General features: G+C 60.6%; 20 protein-coding genes. 14 read left to right on the top strand and 6 right to left on the bottom strand.

Annotated features, from left to right (window positions below; translation table 11 throughout):
* Positions 1-368: 368 nt before the first annotated feature.
* Complete coding sequence (locus tag F4V54_RS07295; RefSeq protein WP_373277188.1) at positions 369-659, top strand: WhiB family transcriptional regulator; 291 nt, start codon at positions 369-371, stop codon at positions 657-659.
* 52 nt (positions 660-711) lie between these two features.
* Here F4V54_RS07295 and F4V54_RS07290 read toward each other — a convergent pair.
* Positions 712-2,054, bottom strand: a protein-coding gene (locus F4V54_RS07290) for an IS3 family transposase (RefSeq protein ID WP_249041254.1) whose coding sequence is annotated in 2 segments (ribosomal slippage) — positions 712-1,613 and positions 1,613-2,054 — 1,344 coding nt in all. Because the reading frame shifts where the segments join, the coding sequence is not laid out codon by codon here.
* 106 nt (positions 2,055-2,160) lie between these two features.
* On the bottom strand, positions 2,161-2,652 hold the full coding sequence (locus tag F4V54_RS07285) for a metallopeptidase family protein (protein ID WP_102724154.1): 492 nt from the start codon (positions 2,650-2,652) through the stop codon (positions 2,161-2,163).
* A gap of 96 nt (positions 2,653-2,748) precedes the next feature.
* Here F4V54_RS07285 and F4V54_RS07280 point away from each other — a divergent pair, with 96 nt between their 5' ends.
* Together F4V54_RS07280 and F4V54_RS07275 are read left to right on the top strand one after the other, a co-directional pair.
* Positions 2,749-3,219, top strand: a complete 471-nt coding sequence (locus F4V54_RS07280) for a DUF3499 domain-containing protein (protein ID WP_052092902.1) — start codon at positions 2,749-2,751, stop codon at positions 3,217-3,219.
* A 66-nt stretch (positions 3,220-3,285) separates the two neighbouring features.
* Positions 3,286-4,692 (top strand): phosphomannomutase/phosphoglucomutase, encoded by a 1,407-nt coding sequence (locus F4V54_RS07275; protein ID WP_150386719.1) that lies wholly within the window; start codon positions 3,286-3,288, stop codon positions 4,690-4,692.
* Here F4V54_RS07275 and F4V54_RS07270 read toward each other — a convergent pair.
* Positions 4,672-5,442: a hypothetical protein gene (locus F4V54_RS07270; RefSeq protein WP_150386718.1), complete on the bottom strand. Its 771-nt coding sequence runs from the start codon at positions 5,440-5,442 to the stop codon at positions 4,672-4,674. The genes F4V54_RS07275 and F4V54_RS07270 overlap by 21 nt on opposite strands.
* A 180-nt stretch (positions 5,443-5,622) precedes the next feature.
* Here F4V54_RS07270 and F4V54_RS07265 point away from each other — a divergent pair, with 180 nt between their 5' ends.
* From F4V54_RS07265 to secA, 9 genes are all read left to right on the top strand, one after another.
* Positions 5,623-5,973, top strand: coding sequence for a DUF4259 domain-containing protein (locus F4V54_RS07265; RefSeq protein ID WP_150386717.1), 351 nt, complete (start codon positions 5,623-5,625; stop codon positions 5,971-5,973).
* A gap of 70 nt (positions 5,974-6,043) precedes the next feature.
* Positions 6,044-7,492: an adenosylhomocysteinase gene (ahcY, locus tag F4V54_RS07260; protein ID WP_150386716.1), complete on the top strand. Its 1,449-nt coding sequence runs from the start codon at positions 6,044-6,046 to the stop codon at positions 7,490-7,492.
* A gap of 40 nt (positions 7,493-7,532) precedes the next feature.
* On the top strand, positions 7,533-8,159 hold the full coding sequence (locus F4V54_RS07255; RefSeq protein ID WP_150386715.1) for a dTMP kinase: 627 nt from the start codon (positions 7,533-7,535) through the stop codon (positions 8,157-8,159).
* 45 nt (positions 8,160-8,204) lie between these two features.
* On the top strand, positions 8,205-8,888 hold the full coding sequence (mtrA, locus tag F4V54_RS07250) for an MtrAB system response regulator MtrA (protein ID WP_034664452.1): 684 nt from the start codon (positions 8,205-8,207) through the stop codon (positions 8,886-8,888).
* A 3-nt stretch (positions 8,889-8,891) separates the two neighbouring features.
* Complete coding sequence (gene mtrB / locus F4V54_RS07245) at positions 8,892-10,508, top strand: MtrAB system histidine kinase MtrB (RefSeq protein WP_257997302.1); 1,617 nt, start codon at positions 8,892-8,894, stop codon at positions 10,506-10,508.
* On the top strand, positions 10,509-12,299 hold the full coding sequence (locus tag F4V54_RS07240) for an LpqB family beta-propeller domain-containing protein (RefSeq protein WP_150386714.1): 1,791 nt from the start codon (positions 10,509-10,511) through the stop codon (positions 12,297-12,299).
* An 18-nt stretch (positions 12,300-12,317) separates the two neighbouring features.
* Complete coding sequence (locus F4V54_RS07235; RefSeq protein WP_034664450.1) at positions 12,318-12,944, top strand: ComF family protein; 627 nt, start codon at positions 12,318-12,320, stop codon at positions 12,942-12,944.
* Positions 12,945-13,054: 110 nt separating this feature from the next.
* Positions 13,055-13,729 carry a ribosome hibernation-promoting factor, HPF/YfiA family gene (hpf, locus tag F4V54_RS07230; RefSeq protein WP_052092893.1) on the top strand — a complete coding sequence of 225 codons (675 nt, stop codon included), beginning with the start codon at positions 13,055-13,057 and terminating at the stop codon, positions 13,727-13,729.
* A 198-nt stretch (positions 13,730-13,927) separates the two neighbouring features.
* The gene (secA, locus tag F4V54_RS07225) at positions 13,928-16,480 is read left to right on the top strand and encodes a preprotein translocase subunit SecA (RefSeq protein ID WP_150386713.1); all 2,553 of its coding nucleotides are present in this window, start codon (positions 13,928-13,930) and stop codon (positions 16,478-16,480) included.
* Positions 16,481-16,517: 37 nt separating this feature from the next.
* On the opposite strand, the gene F4V54_RS07220 is transcribed toward secA, so the two are convergent.
* Positions 16,518-16,952, bottom strand: coding sequence for a hypothetical protein (locus F4V54_RS07220; RefSeq protein WP_150386712.1), 435 nt, complete (start codon positions 16,950-16,952; stop codon positions 16,518-16,520).
* Positions 16,953-17,084: 132 nt separating this feature from the next.
* On the opposite strand from F4V54_RS07220, the gene F4V54_RS07215 reads away from it, so the two are divergent.
* Positions 17,085-17,495 carry an HAD family hydrolase gene (locus F4V54_RS07215; protein ID WP_034664503.1) on the top strand — a complete coding sequence of 137 codons (411 nt, stop codon included), beginning with the start codon at positions 17,085-17,087 and terminating at the stop codon, positions 17,493-17,495.
* Complete coding sequence (locus F4V54_RS07210; RefSeq protein WP_034664444.1) at positions 17,495-17,989, top strand: DUF6912 family protein; 495 nt, start codon at positions 17,495-17,497, stop codon at positions 17,987-17,989. Before F4V54_RS07215 ends, F4V54_RS07210 begins: the two co-directional genes overlap by 1 nt.
* A gap of 218 nt (positions 17,990-18,207) precedes the next feature.
* Here the strand turns inward: F4V54_RS07210 and rsgA are convergent, their stop codons facing one another.
* Positions 18,208-19,278, bottom strand: coding sequence for a ribosome small subunit-dependent GTPase A (gene rsgA, locus F4V54_RS07205; protein ID WP_150386711.1), 1,071 nt, complete (start codon positions 19,276-19,278; stop codon positions 18,208-18,210).
* Positions 19,271-20,288: 3-phosphoshikimate 1-carboxyvinyltransferase (aroA, locus tag F4V54_RS07200; RefSeq protein ID WP_150386710.1), on the bottom strand; the 1,018-nt coding region annotated here is incomplete at its 5' end. The genes aroA and rsgA, both read right to left, overlap by 8 nt.

Here is a 20,288-nt window from a genome sequence, read left to right as displayed (position 1 = left end):
GCATGCGTATTTGGCCGGGTGTGAGCATTCCTGATCTGGGGGTGCGTTTCTCCCCGGATGCCTAGGAATACGCCGCGGACCAGCGGATTAGTTGCCTTAACTTTGGGTACCTACTACATGTAGTACCCCCGGCTGTTACCCCCGCGCGGAAATGGCTGTGACTGGTGTGACTTATGTGACGCCTCACAAGGGGGACAGTCAAAATTACCGTGGAAAACACTTCATTTTGCAACATCTGTGTTGACGCTATTTAGGGCCACGGGTTCTAATAACAAAGGTGTAACAAACCGAACCACGGTTACCGTCAGTGCCATCAGGGCGCGGAGGGCAAGGAAATACCGACATAGAAAGGGGATGGCGTGGAAGACATGGCTGACAACGCCATTCTCCGCGGCGCAGCCGCGGGCGGAATGACCCTCGACGAACTCTTTGGCACCGTCGAGCAGGAGTGGCAGGATCAAGCGCTATGCGCGCAGACAGACCCGGAGGCCTTCTTCCCTGAGAAGGGGGGCTCCACCCGCGAAGCGAAGCGCATCTGCCAGGCATGCGCTGTCCGCGATGAGTGCCTCGAGTATGCACTCGAGCACGACGAGCGTTTTGGAATTTGGGGCGGTCTCTCCGACCGCGAGCGCCGTCGTCTGCGTCGCCAGATTGGCTAGAACTTGCACTCATTGGACTGAACTGGCCCCCGAAAGTTGGACTGGTTTAATTCTAGGCGGTTAGGGCTTCAAGGGCCTGATTCCGATATTGCATCGGGGTCAGGCCCTTGAGTCGTTGTTGGATGCGTTCGGTGTTGTACCACTGGATGTACTCATCGATCGCTTGGTTGAATTCTGCGACGGTGTCGAAAACTTCTCCGTGGTACATCTCGGTTTTCAAGTGCCCGAAGAAGTTCTCCATGACCGCATTGTCGTAGCAGTTGGCTTTACGCGACATTGACTGCACACCACCATTGTCATGAATCAAGTTGCGCCACGAGGAATGCTGGTACTGGAAGCCTTGATCGGTGTGCATCATCCACCCGGGTTTAGGCGCACAATCCGTGATCGCCTTGGTCAAGGAATCAGCGGTAAACGCTGTCGACGGTGATGTATCCACTGTGTGGGCAACAATCGAGCGATCGAACAGATCCATCACCGGTGACAAGTAGACCTTGCGGCCTGCGACCCTGAACTCGGTGACGTCGCTGACAAAAACGGTATTTGGCTGATCCGGGGTGAACTTGCGATCAAGTTTGTTGTCGGCAATGTGGCTGATCGTCCCAGCATAGGAAGCATACGGCCTGCGCCGGCGGACCTTGGCTCGCAGCCCCATCTCGCGCATGAGTTTGTAGACGAGTTTGTGGTTGACCACCCAGCCCTGGTTGCGCAGGTCAAGGAGCACTCGCCGGTAGCCGTAGCGATGCTTGTTACGTTCGAAGCTTTCCCGGATCGCATCTTTAAGCGCAGTGTGCTTATCCGGCTCGCGCAGGCGTTTCTGGTGGTAGAAGAACGTCGATCTCGGCATACCTGCCGCATCCAAAAGGTATTGCAGACGATGCTGTGACTTGAGGATGACAATCGCCTGGACTTTCAAGCGTGTCCCTGATTCCTCAAGTCCCGCAATTTTTTTAGATATGCGTTTTCCGCTTCCAACCGTGCGATCTGGCGACGCAACTTCTCTTCCTCCGACAGCCGCTTCGGTGCAGCCGAGCCTTTGGGCCTGCCCTTCGGCTTCGGTTTTAATGCCTCATCGCCACCTTTACGCCATTTCCACGACCACCCTTTAACTAGCTGGTCTGACGACAGGCCAAATTCGCGCGCAAGATCCATCGCTGTCTCACCGGCAAGGTGGCGTTGGACAACTTCCTTCTTGATGTCGAACGAGTACTGCTGCTTAGTCGGTTTCTCCACAAGACATAGCCTGCCATGCAGCTTAAACCGCCGACAGAACTTACGGGCGGCGTACTTGGAGACACCAAGAGCATTGGCAGCGGCCTCATAGCCCATGCCTTGCTCGAAACACTCCACCAGCTGCTCACGCTGATATTCGCTCAGCGAACTTCGTGCTCTCAATGAAAACAACTCCCCACTAGTCGGTAACTGATTTCCCAGTCCAACTAATGGGGAGCAGTTCAGACCCGGCCATGGCCGGGTTTTTCTTTTTCGTGACCGAGGCGACTTACCAGTGAAAATTCGGGTCAATATCCTGCGGGTCCACATTTAGGTAGTGAGCTACGAGCGCGGTGAGGATGATGGTGAGGAGCTCATGGCGCTCAACTGTGGTGTTGGTGCGTTGCTCCACTGGCATGCGGAAGATGACAATGCGGGCGCGCGTGGGGCGGCCCGCCCGGTCAACACCTGCTTGGAGCACGCGACCTAATGGCACCGGGCCATCGGCGAAGATTTCCTCGGGCAGGACCGTCATATCGGCGCGCAAACGCATGCGCGGAATGGTGTCCACCGCTAAGTCAACGCCGGCAAGCTGGTCATAATAGGCGTTTTGTAGTGGCGCGTAGGCTTCCAGCACCGCTTGGTCGAAGGTCATGGAGCGGGTGCGGTAACGTGGCACAGCTACCGGCAGAAGCGGGCCCCGTGTGCCACGGCCGTGGCGGTCACCTCGCGGTGGCAGGTGCGTTGGTCCGCTGCCAGGGGAGGGGGCTGGGTTGGTCATATTGCTTAATTTAGGCCCGCCGCTGTAGGGGTGGGACCATGGCGCGCCGCGTGGCGAGGGGGGAAATTTGTTGGGGCAGGCCTACACTGGTGGACCGTGAGTACCTTCCGTCGTTGTTGCCGTCCGGGATGTGGCCGCCCAGCTACCGCCACGCTTGTTTATGCGTACTCCGATAAAACCGCGATTATTGGCCCCCTTGCCCCAACCACAGACCCGCACGCGTGGGATCTGTGTAACCGCCACTCAGATCACATCACTGCTCCGGTGGGGTGGGAGATGGTGCGTATTGACACGATTGAGCTTTCTGACGATGAGGAGCTGACCGCTCTTGCCGAGGCCGTGCGTGAGGCAGGACGTGTGACCACGGGTTTGGTGGACACCACCCAGGACCCTATTGAGTTTGATGCGAACCAGGATGTCACCAACCCACAGACTTCCAATCATCCCGTCTATCGCACGAAGCGGGTGGGGCAGCATCTGGCAGAGCACAAGGCAGCACGCCGTGCGCACTTGAGTATCGTGCCGGACCCGGAGAAGCAGCAGGTAGATCACTCGCGAGAGGACTGATTCGGCGGCTGTTTTTCAGCGGTGCCTGTGTTGGTTGGCTAGGGTGATCGTCTAGGATCGGTGGGCATGAATCAGCCAAACCAGAATCCTTCACCCCGCACTCGTGACCGCGCTGTTGTGGAGTCGGCGGTGAAAGCCTATGACGTCCGCGGCATCGTGGAGCCACACCCGAATGCGGTGTTGGATGATGCCTTTGTGTTCGATGCCGGTGCCGCCTTTGCCTCCATTCTGCGCGAAGAAGGGGAGACCACTGTCGCCGTCGGCTATGACATGCGTCCGTCTTCTCCGGCCCTGTCCGCAGCTTTTGGTCAGGGTGTGATGAGCCAGGGCCTCAAGGTGTTGGACTTGGGGTTGACCTCCACGGATGAGCTCTACTTCGCCGCTGGCACGATCGGCTGTGCGGGAGCGATGTTCACCGCCTCCCACAACCCGGCGCAGTACAACGGCATCAAACTTTGCCGCGCGGGCGCCACGCCGGTCTCGCAAGATTCAGGTCTCGCTGAAATCACGCAGATGCTTATCCGCGGCGTGCCTACTTATACCGGCCCCCACGGCCACACCGAGAAGCGCGACGTGTTGGCGGACTACGCCACCTTCCTGCGCAAGCTGGTGCCCGTGAACACAGACCGAAGCCTCGTCATCGCTGTGGACGCTGCCAACGGCATGGCCGGCCACACCGTGCCAGCCGTGTTGGATGACATGGACGTGCGCCCGCTCTACTTCGAATTGGATGGCACCTTCCCCAACCACGAAGCCAATCCGCTGGACCCGAAGAATTTGGTGGACCTGCAGGAGTTTGTGGTCAAGCAAAAGGCTGATATTGGCCTGGCTTTTGATGGGGACGCGGACCGCTGCTTCGTCGTCGATGAGAAGGGCGACCCGGTGTCCCCGTCGGCGATTACCGCGTTGGTGGCGGAGCGCACCCTGGAGCAGGCACCGGGCGCCACGATCATTTACAACGCGATCACCTCTCGCGCTGTGCCGGAGCTCGTGGAAGCCAAAGGTGGTGTGCCGGTACGCACCCGCGTGGGCCACTCCTACATCAAGGCACAGATGGCGGATAAGGGCGCCTTGTTCGGTGGTGAGCACTCCGCTCACTACTACTTCGCCGAATTCTTCAATGCGGACTCTGGCATGGTCGCCGCACTTCACGTCCTGGCTGCACTCGCGGAACAGGACAAGCCACTGAGCGAGCTCATGGCCCAGTACAACCGCTACGCAGCCTCCGGTGAGATCAACTCTGAAGTCGCTGACCAGCAGGCTGCGATGGAGGCGGTGGTGGAGGCCTTCGCTGACCGTACGGAGGACGTGGACCGCCTTGATGGTGTCACCGTTTCGCTGACCAACACCAAGGCCTGGTTCAACGTGCGCGCGTCTAATACTGAACCGTTGCTGCGCCTCAACGTGGAAGCGGAGACCCCAGAAGAGGTTGACGCGATTGTGAGCGAAGTCCTAGGAATTATCCGGGGTTAAACTCGGTGCCTCCGCCTCCCGGGTGGAGGCGGAGAAAGGATCCTCCGGGCGCGCCTTCGGGTCCGATACGGGGGCATCTTCTGCCTCCCCCGTATTGGGGGTGTGGTGCGCAGTGGTGGTTCCCGTGTTCTGGCCCTCACCCGACTGGTTTTCCGTCGGGGTCGTGGGTTTGTCCGTAGTGCTGGTGCCCGGAGGCGGTGTGCCATCTACCGGGATATCCCCAGCAGTAGGGGGCGTGGTGTCTGGCACCGGCTCAGACGGGGCGCTCTCCACAACCGACGGGGTGGGTTTATGTGTAGGTTTATGTGTTGCCCGCGCTGATGGGGAATCGTTCCGCTCGCTGTAGCTCGGGCGCGGACGGGCCTTCGGTGTGGCGTTTCGCGGGCGGTACAAATCCTGCGCCTGTTCGCGCGTTGCCTGGCCAGCGGTGCCATCAAGCTTGGCGTTGTGCGGGGCAAGCGGATCACGCGTGGAACCTGAATCCCACTTCGGCGACGCAGCCCGGGTGGTGGAGCCTTTACGGCGGCTACTCGTGTGCTGCTCGGTGCGCGGCGTTGGCTTGTCCGTCTGTGCCGTGCGATGTTCATTCGTCGCGTCTGCAGCAGTAATGGGGTGGCCGGCATAGTCCGATTTATCGGAGGCCAAACTTACGCCTGCATCCGGCAGCTTCCATACAACCAGGCCGAGTACCACCGCCAAGCCCAAACCAAGGGCCATGAAAGCGGCGAATCTGCGACCGGTCAGTTCCATGCCGGGGGTCTCCTCATCTGCTTAGAAAATGGCTGCCCGTAACAACTTGATAACAAGTTACCAAGGCAATGAGCGTTTGCGCCACCCCTAAAAGGGAAAAAGGGGTGGGAGGGGAGACGTCGAGAAGCAAAAACGCTCATTTTGTGGACAGAATGCGCATGACGCACTAAGAAATGAGACATGAGCACCTGGGACACTTATATCTTCAGCGAAGATGCCAACGTCGACTTCCTTGATGAGCTCGCTGGGCTGGAACCCGACGAGACCGCGGAAGCGGTGCGCGACGCGTGCCTGCTGGCAGTTGATGCCGCCGCCTCCGAAGACGAGATCCTCAACGGTCAGGCCGCCGCCACCATCGCGGCGATCTGGGCGGGCGCACCCTTTTCCGCCGGCGAGATCGCAAGCTCTTACAGCTTCCTACGCGGCACATCCGTCGAGCTGGATGAGAAGCTTATCGGCGCTGCGGTGAGCATCCTCGAATCCATCGATGCGGAGCAGGATGTAGACCAGTTCCTCGAGGCACTGTCCTAGAACAACCAGCGGGCACGTATCCTCGTGGGGTAGCAAACCCCCAATGAGGCCCAATGAGGAGAGTGCCCATATGACCCAGCTTCGCCCTGACGACTTCAAAGTCGCTGATCTGAGCCTGTACGAGTCTGGCCGCAAGCAGATCGAGCTGGCCGAACATGAGATGCCCGGGCTGATGCAGCTGCGCCGCGAATACGCTGAAGAACAGCCACTGGCTGGCGCACGCATTGCCGGTGCCATTCACATGACTACGCAGACTGCTGTGCTCATTGAAACGCTGACAGCCCTGGGTGCGGAGGTCCGCTGGGCGTCCTGCAACATCTTCTCCACCGAAGACCCAGCTGCCGCTGCCATTGTGGTGGGCAAGAACGGCACCCCGGAGAACCCCCAGGGCGTTCCCGTTTTCGCGTGGAAAGGTGAGACCCTCGACGAGTACTGGTGGTGCATGAACCAGATCTTCAGCTGGGGCGAGGGCGTGCTGCCGAACATGATTCTTGATGATGGCGGCGATGCCACCATGGCCGTAATCAAGGGCGCCGAATTTGAAAACGCCGGCGCTGTGGCGAGCAATGATGACACGGATTCAGATGAACAGGTGGCGTTCTACAACATGCTGCGCGAAACCCTGGCTGCTGAACCCCAAAAGTGGTCTTTGACCGCTGAAGCAGTCAAAGGTGTGACGGAGGAAACCACCACGGGTGTCCACCGCCTCTACCACTTTGCCAACGAGGGCACTCTGCCGTTCCCGGCGATGAACGTCAACGACGCGGTGACCAAGTCCAAGTTTGATAACCGCTACGGCACCCGCCACTCCGTCCTCGACGGTCTCAACCGTGGCACTGACATGCTCATCGGTGGCAAGAAGGCCCTCGTCTGCGGCTATGGCGACGTGGGTAAGGGTGTGGCTGAAGCACTCGACGGCCAGGGAGCCATCGTGTCCGTCACCGAAGTCGATCCGATCAATGCCCTCCAAGCACTCATGGATGGTTACAAGGTGGTTACTGTTGACGACGCGATTGCGGATGCGGACATTGTCATCACCGCCACCGGCAACCTGGGCGTGATTACCTTCGACGACATGCTCAAGATGAAGGATCACGCCGTGCTGGGCAACATCGGCCACTTCGACAACGAGATTGACATGGCCTCCCTCCTGCACCGCGAGGACGTTACCCGTGACAACATCAAACCGCAGGTTGACCTGTTCACCCTGCCGAGCGGCAACTCCATCATCGTCCTTTCAGAAGGCCGCCTGCTCAACCTGGGCAACGCTACCGGCCACCCATCCTTTGTCATGTCCAACTCCTTTGCGGACCAGACCATCGCGCAGATCGAGCTGTTCACCAACGGCGATAAGTACGACAATCAGGTGTACCGCCTGCCCAAGATCCTCGACGAGAAAGTCGCCCGCATCCACGTGGAAGCCCTCGGTGGCAGCCTCACCGAACTGTCCAAGGAGCAGGCAGAATACATCGGCGTTGACGTCGCTGGACCGTACAAGCCGGAACATTACAGATACTAGCTAGCTGTCGCCAGACAGCTAGCTAGGAAGGAGCATCAAAGTGATTGTTGCACTCGAAGGCATCGACGGTGCCGGCAAGAACACGCTGGTCCAAGCACTCATCCGTGAGATTGCTCAGGTGGACGGCATTAACAGCGTGGCCACCATGTCCTTCCCGCGATATCGCGAATCCATCCACGCTCAGATTGCCGCCGAAGCTCTCCACGGCAAGATGGGTGACCTAGTGGACTCCGCCCACGGCATGGCTGTGATGTTCGCGTTAGACCGCGCCGGGGCGGGGGAGGAGCTGAGGCAGTGGGCGGCGTCGCCAAGCGATGTGCTTCTGCTTGACCGTTACGTGGCCTCGAACGCGGCGTACACATCTGCGCGCACGAGCAACGTGGCGGACCGAGCGTGGGTGGCGGGCCTGGAATTTGAAAAGTTGGGTTTGCCACGGCCAGACCTGCAGGTTCTCCTGGACACGGCGCCCGAGACCGCGCGCGAGCGTGCCGCGAAACGCGAATGCCTTGACGCCTCCCGTACCCGGGATGCATATGAGCGTGACACCGCCCTCCAGGACGCAACTTTTGCAGCGTATGTGGACCTGGCGGACACGGGCTGGGAGGGGCGGTGGATTCGTGCAGGCGAAACAACGCCTATCATTCAAACTGTCAAGGAACTGCGATAACGCATTATCCCCAGCCCCCACGGTTCACTGTTGTAAGGAGCGAAGGTGACGCCCAAGATTCTTGTGGTCGATGACGACCCCGCTATTTCTGAGATGCTGACCATTGTGCTGGAAGCCGAAGGGTTCGAAGCAGTCCCCGTGTTAGATGGATTGAAGGCAGTACCGGAATTCCGCAGCCAGAACCCAGACCTCGTCCTGCTGGACCTCATGCTGCCCGGTATGAGCGGCGTGGACATTTGCAAGGAAATCCGCAAAGAATCCAATGTGCCGATTGTCATGCTCACCGCTAAGACGGACACCGTTGATGTGGTGCTGGGCTTGGAATCCGGGGCGGACGATTACATCACCAAACCTTTCAAACCACGCGAACTCATCGCCCGTATTCGTGCCCGCCTGCGCCATTCCGCGGACGAGCCGAGCGAGATCCTGGAGATCGGTGACCTGAGCATTGATGTGCCCCAGCACATTGTCACCCGCGGCTCTGAGGAGATTAGCCTCACGCCGCTCGAGTTTGACCTGCTGGTGGAACTTGCCCGCAAACCGCACCAAGTGCACACACGCGAGGAGCTGCTTGAGTCTGTCTGGGGCTACCGTAATGCCTCGGACACGCGTTTGGTGAACGTGCACGTGCAGCGCCTGCGGTCCAAGATTGAGCGTGATCCGGAGAACCCCGAGATCGTTCTCACGGTCCGTGGTGTGGGATACAAAACTGGTCGCGCGGGGGTGTAAATCCTGGCTAACTTTCTCAGCACAACGCGGGAGAGGTTCGCCCATAGTTGGCGGACCTCTCTCCAAGTGCGCTTCGTGGCCACGGTGCTCTTGGTTTCCGCGGTTGTGATGGGTGTGCTTGGTCTCGCGCTGGCATCGGTGGTGACGCAGCGTCTGGTGGACCTGAAGATCTCCAACGCGGAGACGGACATCATCCGCGTGCGCGCGCAAGTGGAAGAACAGCTGAGTAATTCCACCACCACAACCTCCATCCAAGGACGTCTTAACACCGCGCGCGCGGCCCTGGCGCAGCGCTCTCAGCAGGACAAAGCAGCAACAGGCTCGTATGAAATCGTGCTGTTGGCCCCCACTGGGGCCGGCACAGTGACTTCGCCGGAGAACTTTGCCATCCCGGACCGCCTGGTGGACTTCGTTTCCCAAGATCAAGTGGCCTATCAGTTCTGGCCAACACAGCATGAGGGGCGGGCATACAATGCCCTGATCATTGGCACACCCACCAATTCTGACATCCCGGAACTGCAGCTGTACCTGGTTATGGACATGGAGCCGGAGCGCCAAACCTTGGCTCTTATGCGTGGTTTGCTTACCTCCGCTGGTGTGGTGGTTGTTGTGCTGCTGGTGGGCATCGCCTGGATCTCCTCCCAGCAGCTGGTTGCGCCGGTGCGGTCAGCTTCCCGCATCGCGGAGCGCCTTGCCGCCGGTCACTTGCGCGAGCGCATGGCAGTGGTAGGCGAGGATGAGATGGCCCGCCTGGCCTTGTCCTTCAATGACATGGCGGACAAACTCTCCAGCCAAATTAACCAGCTGGAGGAATACGGTGACCTGCAGCGGCAGTTCACGTCCGATGTCTCCCATGAGCTGCGCACCCCGCTGACCACCGTGCGCATGGCCGCCGACATGATCGCCGACGATGAGGACAGTCTGGAGCCCCACACTCGTCGCGCCTCCCAGTTGATGATCCGTGAGTTGGATCGTTTCGAATCCCTGCTTACGGATCTGCTGGAAATTTCACGTCATGATGCAGGCGTGGCCGAGCTGTCCTTGATCAGCATGGATGCCAGGGGGCCCATTGAATCTGCGTGGGCACAAACCAGCCACCTTGCGGAGGAACTCGATGTAGCCGTGGAATTTGATATGCCGGACCATCCGGTGCCTATGGTGGGAGACCCGCGCCGCATTGAGCGCATTGTGCGCAACCTGCTGGCCAATGCCATCGATCACTCCGAAGGTAACCCCGTCACCCTTGCCTTGGTGGAAGGGGAGGACGCTGTGGCTATCACCGTCACCGATCGTGGTGTGGGCCTGAAACCGGGCCAAGAAGAGCTGGTGTTCAACCGTTTCTGGCGGGCTGATTCCTCCCGGAAGCGCCACTCTGGCGGCACCGGCTTGGGCCTAGCAATCTCACGCGAAGACGCCCAACTGCACCGCGGAATCTTGGATGCCACCGGCACTCCAGGTGTCGGCTCCCAGTTCCGCCTCATCCTGCCGCGCGACCCTGAGGTCGGCTTCAATCACGAGCCCGTGGCGCTGCAGATTCAAGAGCCAGCCGTACAGCCGAAGATGAATTCAGAGCCAAAGACCACGCCGGATGCACAGTCAGAGCAGAAGGGGAAGGCATAAATGCGAGGTTTGAACGTTCGTACCACGTGTGTTGCCGTGGCTGCCGTGCCGGTGCTGTTTTTCGCCACTGGCTGCGCCACCTTGCCCACCAGCACGGAACCCCATGCGCTAGGCACCTTTGAGCAGCGCCCGGACACAGTGCTGGACCAGGCACCACCGGATGGCATGGAGCCGGACTTGCTGCTGCGCGAGTTCTTCGCGGCTTCGGCCAACCCCACCGGCAATTTTGAGGTGGCGCGCAAGTACCTAACCCAAGAGATGGGTAAGGAATGGAAGCCCAGTGAATCCACGATTGTGTTGGACACGTTTGAGATGACCTCGAGTGCCACCGTGGAGCCGAATAAGCGTGCGTACGTGGTTACGGGCCGGATCATTGGCACGCTTCAGCCAGGTGGGGCTTTCACTCCGGCGCATCGTGGCTATGAAGCCACAATGGAGCTCACCCAGGAAAACGGCCAGTGGCGTGTATCTAACGTTCCTAATGATGTGGTGGTGGATCGCACTGATCTGCGTAACCATTACGAGCCACGCAACCTGTATTTCTACGACAGCACGGGTCAGCGCCTCGTCGCGGACCGTCGTTGGGTGTTCTCCCGAACGAACTCTATTGGTTCGACGCTGCTGGCCATGCTTGTCAGCGGCCCCTCGGAGCGTCTTGCACCCGCTCTTATTAACACGCTGCCAGAAGATTCCCCAGACCTTGCCTACGCCGGCATGAAGGACGGGGTGTACCAATTCACTGGATTAGCTGGTGTGGATGAACAAAGTCGCGCCCGCTTCGCAGCGCAGATCGCCTGGACGTTGCAGGGCGCCGGTGAAGTTGGGCCCTATGCCGTCTCTGCTGATGGGACGGGGCTGAACGGGGACAGCTTTGACATCAGCACCGATGATTTTGAGGACCTCAACCCTGTTCCCGCCGCCGAAGCGGGGCCAGATTTGTACACCCTTTCCAACGGTAAAGTCTCAGCCGTGACGGATCTGGAGAGTGTCGCACCGACCAAGGTGGAACAGATCGCTGGCCTTAATTCTTTGGGCAATATCTCCCAGATAGATATTGGGGATGATGGCCTCTACGCCGCGGCCGTGAACGTGGATGATCAGCACCAGTCTCTCGTCGTGGGCAGGGTGGGTGGCAACTCGCATGAAGTGCTCCGCGCAGGCAGTCTCACCCGCCCGAGCCTCGAGCCGGATCACAGTGGCACCTGGGTGGTGCAGGATGGCAAGCGCGTTGTGCGTGCTGTGCGCTCCGCCGCCACCGGGGAAGTGGTGGTCAATGACGTTGCCCTCACCCTGCCCGATGCACTCACTACCGCGCAGGCGCAGGACACTGATGGGGAAGAGCGGGATGCCACCGGGGAGATCACCGTGCTCCGCCTGTCCCACACCGGTGCCCACGTTGCCATGGTTATTGATGGCCACCTTGTCGTCGGCGTGGTGGAGCGCCGGGAGGATGGCAAACGCGCCATTGTCAACACCGTGAAGTATGCCGCCGATCTGGATGGCTCAGCAGTCTCTGCGGATTGGCAGCCGGACGGTTCGCTTCTTGTGGGTACGTCCAACCGGCAGGCGCCAATCGTGCGTGTGGACCAAGATGGTTTTTCCACCACCACGCTGCCGTCTGGCAATATCGGTGGTCCCGTTGTCGCAGTAGGGGCGAATAGCTCGATGATGTATATTACCGACTCCAAGGTAATCATGCGCATGCCTACCTCTACTCGCGATTCACTGAATTGGCGCGAGGTCCCTGGCCTGCAAGGCGTGCGCGCCGCTCCCGTCCTGCCCAAGCCGTAGCGTCTGGGAACTCGGCTCATGGCAGGTCTTGCACATCAACTCGGGGAGCTTCTCCTCCCGCGCGCATGCGCTGGTTGTGGCTCACCGGGTTACCTGTTGTGCTCCACATGTAGGAAGCGCCTGGCCACACCACCGTTTCGGCATGCCCCGAACCTCTCCGTGCATGTGCCTGTCTTCGCGCTTGGTGCCTATGACGCACCTCACCGCGGGGTCATCTTGGCTATGAAGGAGAAAAAGAATCTCGCTGTTCGCCGTCACATCGGTGCTGTTCTTGCAGCCGCACTTGATTACCTGGAGGCACGCGGCGACATCATCACTGGCGCGCACCTCATCCCCGCGCCCACCCGCCCCAGCGCAGCACGTGCACGCGGAGGTGATCCCGTCTCAGCCGTGTGCCATTTCAGCGGGCGCCCCACACACGATGTCTTGTCGCTTATCGACGCCACCGCGGACCAAGCCTCCCTCGACGAATCCGCCCGCCGCCGGAACCTCAGCGGCAATGTCCAGATCAGTGCTGTTCCTTCTGGCCCACTCATCGTGGTGGATGATGTGGTGACGACGGGGGCGACGTTGCAGGCAGTCGTCGAAAAGCTTCTTGTGCATGGCGGAAACCCCGTGGCATGCGTGGTTCTCGCGGCGGCGTAAGCCAGGGGCGAACTCGTGACAGAAGCCGAAACGGCACCGGTATAATTCTTGGTGGAACCGTTCCCTAGCCCGCCGTGAATTTGCGGGCACTGAATGCAAGGAGGAAGCAGATGACCTCTGCAGACGACCGCACCCAAGACGCCCTGAGCCCCTCAGCACAGGTGACCATCACCGGCCGCAACGTTGAGGTTCCGGAGCACTTCCAGGAACGGGTCAATGGCAAGCTGGCCAAGATTGAGAAGCTCGACCCGACGTTGACGTTCTTCCACGTGGAGCTGCAGCACGAGCCGAACCCACGCCGAGAAGCACAGGCCAACCGCATCCAGATCACCGCTACCGGCAAGGGCCACCTCGCTCGCGCCGAGGCGAAGGAGGACAGCTTCTACGCGGCATTGGAGTCCGCCGTTGGCAAGATGGAGCGTTCTCTGCGCAAGGTGAAGGTCCGCCGCGAGATCTCCATGGGTGGCCACCGTAAGCCGAAGTCCACTGGTGAGATCGCAGCAGAGCTCGCTGCAGAAGCTGCACAGGCACGCGCGAAAGCGGAGGAGGCGCCGGCTGATCCGTACGCCGACACCGTTGAGGATAACGTGCCAGGTCGCGTTGTACGCACCAAGGAGCACCCGGCAACCCCGATGACCGTCGACGAGGCTCTATCTGAGATGGAGCTGGTGGGCCACGATTTCTACCTGTTCATCAACTCGGAAACGAATCGTCCGTCGGTGGTGTACCGTCGTCACGCATATGACTATGGCCTGATCACCCTCGTGCCGGAGGATGCAGAGTAAACCCGCGCCTTAAGGCGCGCTTCCCGCTCACCGGATCTCCACGGGTGGGCGGGTTTTCCCATCCCAGGCCAGGCTCCCATCAACCTTCAAGGTGCCCGGAAGTGGGGCCCAAGCTGAATGTGCGTAGAATAGCGGTTTGATAGCGAGCGTACTGCTCGCGGAAAGTAACCCACACACCGCTACAGAAGGAAGCACCACGTGTTCGGAGGACTGTCCAAGCTGCTGCGCGCCGGCGAAGGCCGCACGGTGAAGCGCTACGCCAAAATCGCAGACGATGTCATCGCCCTCGAGGACGAGTACGCCGCGCTGACGGACGAAGAGCTCAAGGCCAAAACCGAGGAGTTCAAGGAAGCACTCGCCAACGGCAAGACCATGGATGACATCTTGCTGGACGCATTCGCCACCGCCCGTGAGGCGTCCTGGCGCGTTCTGGGACAGAAGCACTACAAGGTGCAGATCATGGGTGGTGCCGCCCTCCACTTCGGTTCCGTAGCCGAGATGAAAACCGGTGAAGGTAAGACCCTGACCTCCGTCTTGGCGGCCTACCTCAATGGTCTGGGCGGCAAGGGCGTTCACATCGTCACTGTCAACGACTACCTGGCTCAACGTGACGCGGAGATGATGGGCCGTGTTCACCGCTTCCTTGGCCTCACTGTCGGCGTGATCCTTTCCGACATGCGCCCGCCGGAGCGTAAGCAGGCCTATGACGCTGACATCACCTACGGCACCAACAACGAGCTGGGCTTCGACTACCTGCGCGACAACATGACCAAGTCTGTCAGCGAGATGGTGCAGCGCGGCCACAACTACGCCATCGTGGACGAGGTTGACTCCATTCTTATCGACGAAGCCCGCACCCCCCTGATCATCTCCGGCCCCACCGACTCCTCCGGTGAGTTCTACACCGTCTTTGCCCAACTGGCACCACGCATGCGTGCGGGTATCCACTACGAAGTGGACCAGCGTAAGCGCACCGTTGGTGTGTCAGAGAAGGGCGTGGCATTCGTAGAAGACCAATTGGGTATTGATAACCTCTACGCCCCGGAAAACTCCCAGCTGGTGAGCTACCTGAATAACGCCATCAAGGCGAAGGAACTCTTTGAGCGCGACAAGGACTACATCGTCCGCCAGGGCGAAGTCCTCATCGTCGACTCCTTCACTGGTCGTATCCTTCCCGGTCGCCGCTACAACGAGGGTATGCACCAGGCCATCGAGGCCAAAGAGGGTGTGGAGATCAAGAACGAGAACCAAACCCTGGCTACCGTCACCCTGCAGAACTACTTCCGCCTCTACGACAAGCTCGCCGGCATGACCGGTACCGCTGAAACAGAGGCAGCTGAGCTCCACCAGATTTACAAGCTTGGCGTTGTGGCGATCCCGCCGAACAAGCCCAACATCCGCAAGGACCACGACGACCTGATTTACAAGACCCAGGAAGCCAAGTTCGCCGCCGTGGCCGAAGATATTGCGGAGCATGTGGAAAAGCGCCAGCCTGTCCTGGTGGGCACCACCTCCGTCGAGCGTTCGGAGTACCTCTCTCAGCTGCTCACCCGCAAGGGCATCAAGCACAACGTGCTCAACGCGAAGCACCATGAGGAAGAAGGCCGCATCATTGCCGAGGCAGGCCTGCCCGGCAACGTGACCGTGTCCACCAACATGGCCGGTCGCGGTACGGACATTGTGTTGGGTGGTAACCCGGAGATTCTCGTGGAGCACAAGCTCAAGGAACGCGGTCTCGACCCCTTCGAGGACGAAGAAGCCTACCAGGCAGCATGGGACGAGGAACTGCCCAAGGCCAAGGAGCGCTCCAAGCGGCTTGGTGACGAAGTCCGTGAAGCCGGTGGCCTCTACGTCCTTGGCACCGAGCGCCATGAATCCCGCCGCATCGACAATCAGCTCCGCGGCCGTTCGGGCCGTCAGGGTGATCCGGGTGAAACCCGCTTCTACCTGTCCATGCGCGATGACCTGATGGTCCGCTTTGTTGGCCAGTCCATGGAAAACATGATGAACCGCCTCAACGTCCCCGATGACGTCCCGATTGAGGCTGGCATGGTGTCTCGCTCCATCAAGGGTGCCCAGTCCCAGGTGGAAAACCAAAACTTTGAGGCCCGCAAGAACGTCCTCAAATACGACGAAGTGCTCAATGAGCAGCGCAAGGTTGTCTACCGCGAACGCCTTGAAATCCTGGAAGCCAAGGACATCAAGGATCAGATCCGTGGCATGATCGACGACACCGTCGCCGCCTACGTCGACGCCGCTACCAGTGAAGGCTACGTCGAGGACTGGGATCTGGACCAGCTTTGGGATGCGTTGGACTCCCTCTACGGCCCGTCCTTCACACCGGATGAGCTCATTGACAGCTCCGATTACGGTTCCCCCGGCGAGCTCACCGACGCACAGCTGCGTGAAGCAATTATCGACGACGCCCACAACCAATACGACCAACTCGAAGAGTACGTCGCCGCCATCGGTGGTGAGGAGCAGATGCGCAACGTCGAACGCATGGTCATCCTGCCCATCATCGACTCGAAGTGGCGCGAACACCTCTACGAGATGGACTACCTCAAGGAAGGCATCGGTCTTCGCGCCATGGCGCAGCGCGACCCGCTGGTCGAGTACCAGAAGGAGGGCGGCGACATGTTCCACGCCATGAATGACGGCATCAAGGAAGAAACCGTGCGCCAGCTGTTCATGCTGCGCAAACAGTTCGAGCAGCAAGCGGAGGCGCAGCAGGCCGCCGCAGAAGGCTAAGCCTTCAGCTATCTCCTTCCGGGTGCTCAAGCGTGCGCTAGAGCACCCGGAAAGACAGCAACCGCCCGTCCGCGATACGCGCCACCCACGCATAATGGCGACCACCTGACGTGGCGGAACCGTGGTACTCGCCCTCACCACGCGCGTGCGCACTCAGAACACGCACCCCACCCGCCGGTGCCGCCCCAGTTCGACGTCGCGCCCGCACGTGGGCGCGAACACCATAACTGAAGCTCCGCTCCTGCAGCGTGCGGATATCGCGGATACCAAAAGCCGCATCCAAAGCCACCCGCACCAGCGGGGACACCGAGGCAAGCTCGGCGGGATCAGGCGCGGGGCTACCGAACCGACCCGACATGGCGGCCTGGGATAACCGGCCAGGGGATTGCCCCAGCGGACGCGAATCACCCGGCCGTGAAACATCCGGCACCAGGACTTTGAGGTGCGAATGGCCGGGAACAGGATAGTACACTTGTGCCTCCTCGGAAAGCGGAACGTTTTCCTCAAGGCAGGCGGGTCAATGGATAGGTATCATTGTGCCAGGATTGGGCCGGATTGGCCGGGAATTGAACGTCGAAAAGCAAAAATGCTGGAGGAAATGAAGATGCAAGGCTTGATTCTGGACTACGCGGGTGTGCTCGACGGCGATGATGAAGACGTCCGCCGCTGGCAAGAACTCCTCGCCGCCGTGCGCGCCGACGGCATCGCCACCGGCATCCTCTCCAACGTCCCCGGCAACGACGAAGCCGACCCCATCCGCGAATGGGAATTCCGAGGCCACGTCGACGCCGTTGTGCTCTCCGGCGAAGTGGGTGCCGAAAAACCTGAAACCGCCGCATTCCAAGCTGCCGCCGACGCCATCGGCGTGCCCCTCAACGAATGCACCATGATTGACGACGACATCCTCAACGTCCGCGGCGCTGTCGAATCCGGCATGATCGGCATCCTGCACACCGCCTTCGACCGCACCGTCGTAGAAATTCAATCCCTCTTCGGCATTGAGGGCGAGTTCTAATGCGTGTCTACGTTCCGGCGACATTCGCCATGCTCAAGGAACTCAACGCTGAAGGACAGATCCACGCCCGCAGCGGCTGGGGTTTTGCGGCCACACCCGCACTCGTGGAGTTTTTCACCGCGGGGGACCAGGAAGAAATCGAACTCATCGCGTTTGATGACGCCGCTTTGGCCTCCCTCCGCCTCCTCGCCATCGGCGATGAACCCGACTACCCTCACCGCCGCGTAGTCATCTCCGCGGATGTGGACGCTGAGTTACACCCTGACATGGGCGAATCCGTGGTGAAGATCTCAGGCCCGATCTCGCTCGAGGACGTCGCCGCCATCCACATTGACATCGAAGAAGCCGAACCCGCCACCCGTCGCGCTGTTGAACTCATCGATGCCGCCGACCTCGGCGACGAAGACGCCGAACTCGCCGTGGGGGATGCCCAGGACAACTACCTCGCGTTCTATGACCCCAGTGAGCTTCCGTTCCTGGTGGAGTTGATGTAGCCCCCGGGTTTGGGTCTGGTTTTCCTGGTTTTCCTGGTTTTCGGCACCCCTTTTGCCGGATGGGTGAAGGATTTTGCACGGCTGAAATATGGCCGTTTTAAAGTTCCTGGTAATGGATTTCTGTCGCTCGGTAGTTACGGTTTGAGTGTTAAATCCTTCAACCGGTTAGTCGCGTGGGAGGAAAAGGCCGGTTTTTGGGGGCTTGTCCGGGGCGGGGCTTAGTCGTAGGTGGTTTCGTTGATGCGCAGCGCCTCAAGAAGATGGCGGACGGCCTGGACACGTCGACCGATCACGGAGTCTTGGCCGTCGCGGGCTGCGAGGTCGTCCCAGGCGCACTCGGGATCCGCAGGTGGTCCGGCGTGGGTGCAGCCACGGGGACAATTCTCGGTGGCTTCGGCTAGTTCGGGGAAGGGGTCAAACACGTCGTTGGGGGAGACGTGGGCCAGGCCGAAGGAGCGGATGCCGGGGGTGTCGATGATCCAGCCGGGATGATCGGACCCAGAGCCAGAACCAGACTCAGAACTAGACCCAGACCCCGGCAGCTCGAGGGCCACGGACTGCGTGGATGTGTGGCGGCCTTTGCCCACGCCGGAGACCTCGCCGGTTTCGCGGTTTGCGGAGGGGACAAGGCGGTTGACCAGGGTCGATTTGCCAACGCCGGAGTGGCCGATGACGGCGGTAAGTCTCCCGGTGATGCGGTCCAACAACGGACCAAGATCATCTGCGATGCCTGTGTGGAGGACGTCCACGTCAAGGTCGACGAGTTCTTGCTCGAAGGTGCCGGGGTCGCCGAGGTCGGACTTGGTCAGGCAGACCACGGGGGTGACTCCGCCGACGAAGGCGGCGATGAGGGCGCGTTCGACGAATCCGGTGCGGGGTGGTGGGTCCGCAACCGCGCAGACGATGAGGAGGAGGTCGGCGTTGGCAACGACGATGCGCTCGTAGGGGTCGGTGTCATCGGCGGTGCGGCGTAGTTCGGAGCTGCGGTCTTCACGGCCGACGATGCGGGCGAGGGTGTCTTTGCGCCCGCTGGTGTCCCCAACGACACGGACGCGGTCGCCGACTTCGATGGAGGTGCGGCCCAGTTCGCGGGCGCGCATGCAGGTAACGCGGGTGCCGTCTTCCAGTACGACGCCCCACCGGCCGCGGTCTTTGGTGATCACTAGTCCGACGACTGCGTCGGCGTGTTTGGGCCGGTCTTTGGTGCGTGGCCGGGAGCCTTTGCCGGGGCGGACTTTGACGTCGGATTCGTCGTAGCTGGAGAAGTCCCTGCCTGCGCGTTTAGCCATGAACCATGCCTGTCCACATGGCGGCGAAGCCGGGGAGGGTCTTCGAGGTGGTCTCAATATCCTCGACCTGCACGCCCTCAGTGGTCAGACCGATGATCGCACCGGCGGTGGCCATCCGGTGGTCAGCGTAGGAGTGCCATACGCCGCCGTGGAGGGGGGCGGGGGTGATGCGGAGGCCGTCGGGAAGTTCTTCGCATTTGCCGCCGAGTTTGTTGATTTCTTGGCTTAGCGCAGCGAGACGGTCCGTTTCATGTCCGCGCAGGTGGGAGATACCGGTGAGCATGCTTGTCTGCGTCGCCTGTGTTGCCAACGCCGCCACCGTTGGCGTCAGCTCCCCGATGTCACTCATGTCGAGGGTAATGCCCTGCAGTTGGCCACGCGGCGGCCCCGTGACGGTGAGTGTGTAGGAGGGGCCATCAGCCACGATGTCTACTTCGCAGCCCATGCGCTCGAGGATCAGGCGGATGACGTCGCCTGCCTGTGTGGTTTTCTGCGGCCAGTAGGGGATGCTTACCGTGCCACCAGTGACGGCGGCCGCGGCGAGGAAGGGCGTGGCGTTGGACAGGTCTGGCTCGATGACCCAGATTTTGCCGCTGATAGGGCCAGGGTGAACGGTCCATTCGTTTTGTTTGACATCAACTTTGACGCCGGCATCCCTGATCATGTCCACGGTCATCTCAATGTGGGGCATGGAAGGGAGGCGACCACCGGTGTGAACTACGGTCAGCCCCTGGTCAAAGCGCGCACCGGCAAGAAGGAGGGCGGAGACGAATTGGGAGCTGGAGCTGGCATCAATCTCCACCCGGCCGCCGGGAGCGTGGCCGGTGCCGTTGACGGTAAACGGCAGGGAATCCCCATCCACGGAAACACCCAGGTGGCGTAGGGCGTCCAGGACGGTGGTGAGGGGGCGGGTGCGGGCTTGGGCGTCGCCGTCGATAAGCACGGGGCCTTCAGCAAACGCAGCGGCGGCAGGGACGAAGCGCATGACGGTGCCCGCGAGCCCGCAATCC

The organism is Corynebacterium tuscaniense (genome assembly GCF_008693065.1).
Lineage (GTDB): Bacteria > Actinomycetota > Actinomycetes > Mycobacteriales > Mycobacteriaceae > Corynebacterium > Corynebacterium tuscaniense.
This window is presented reverse-complemented; position numbering and strand designations above follow the sequence as displayed.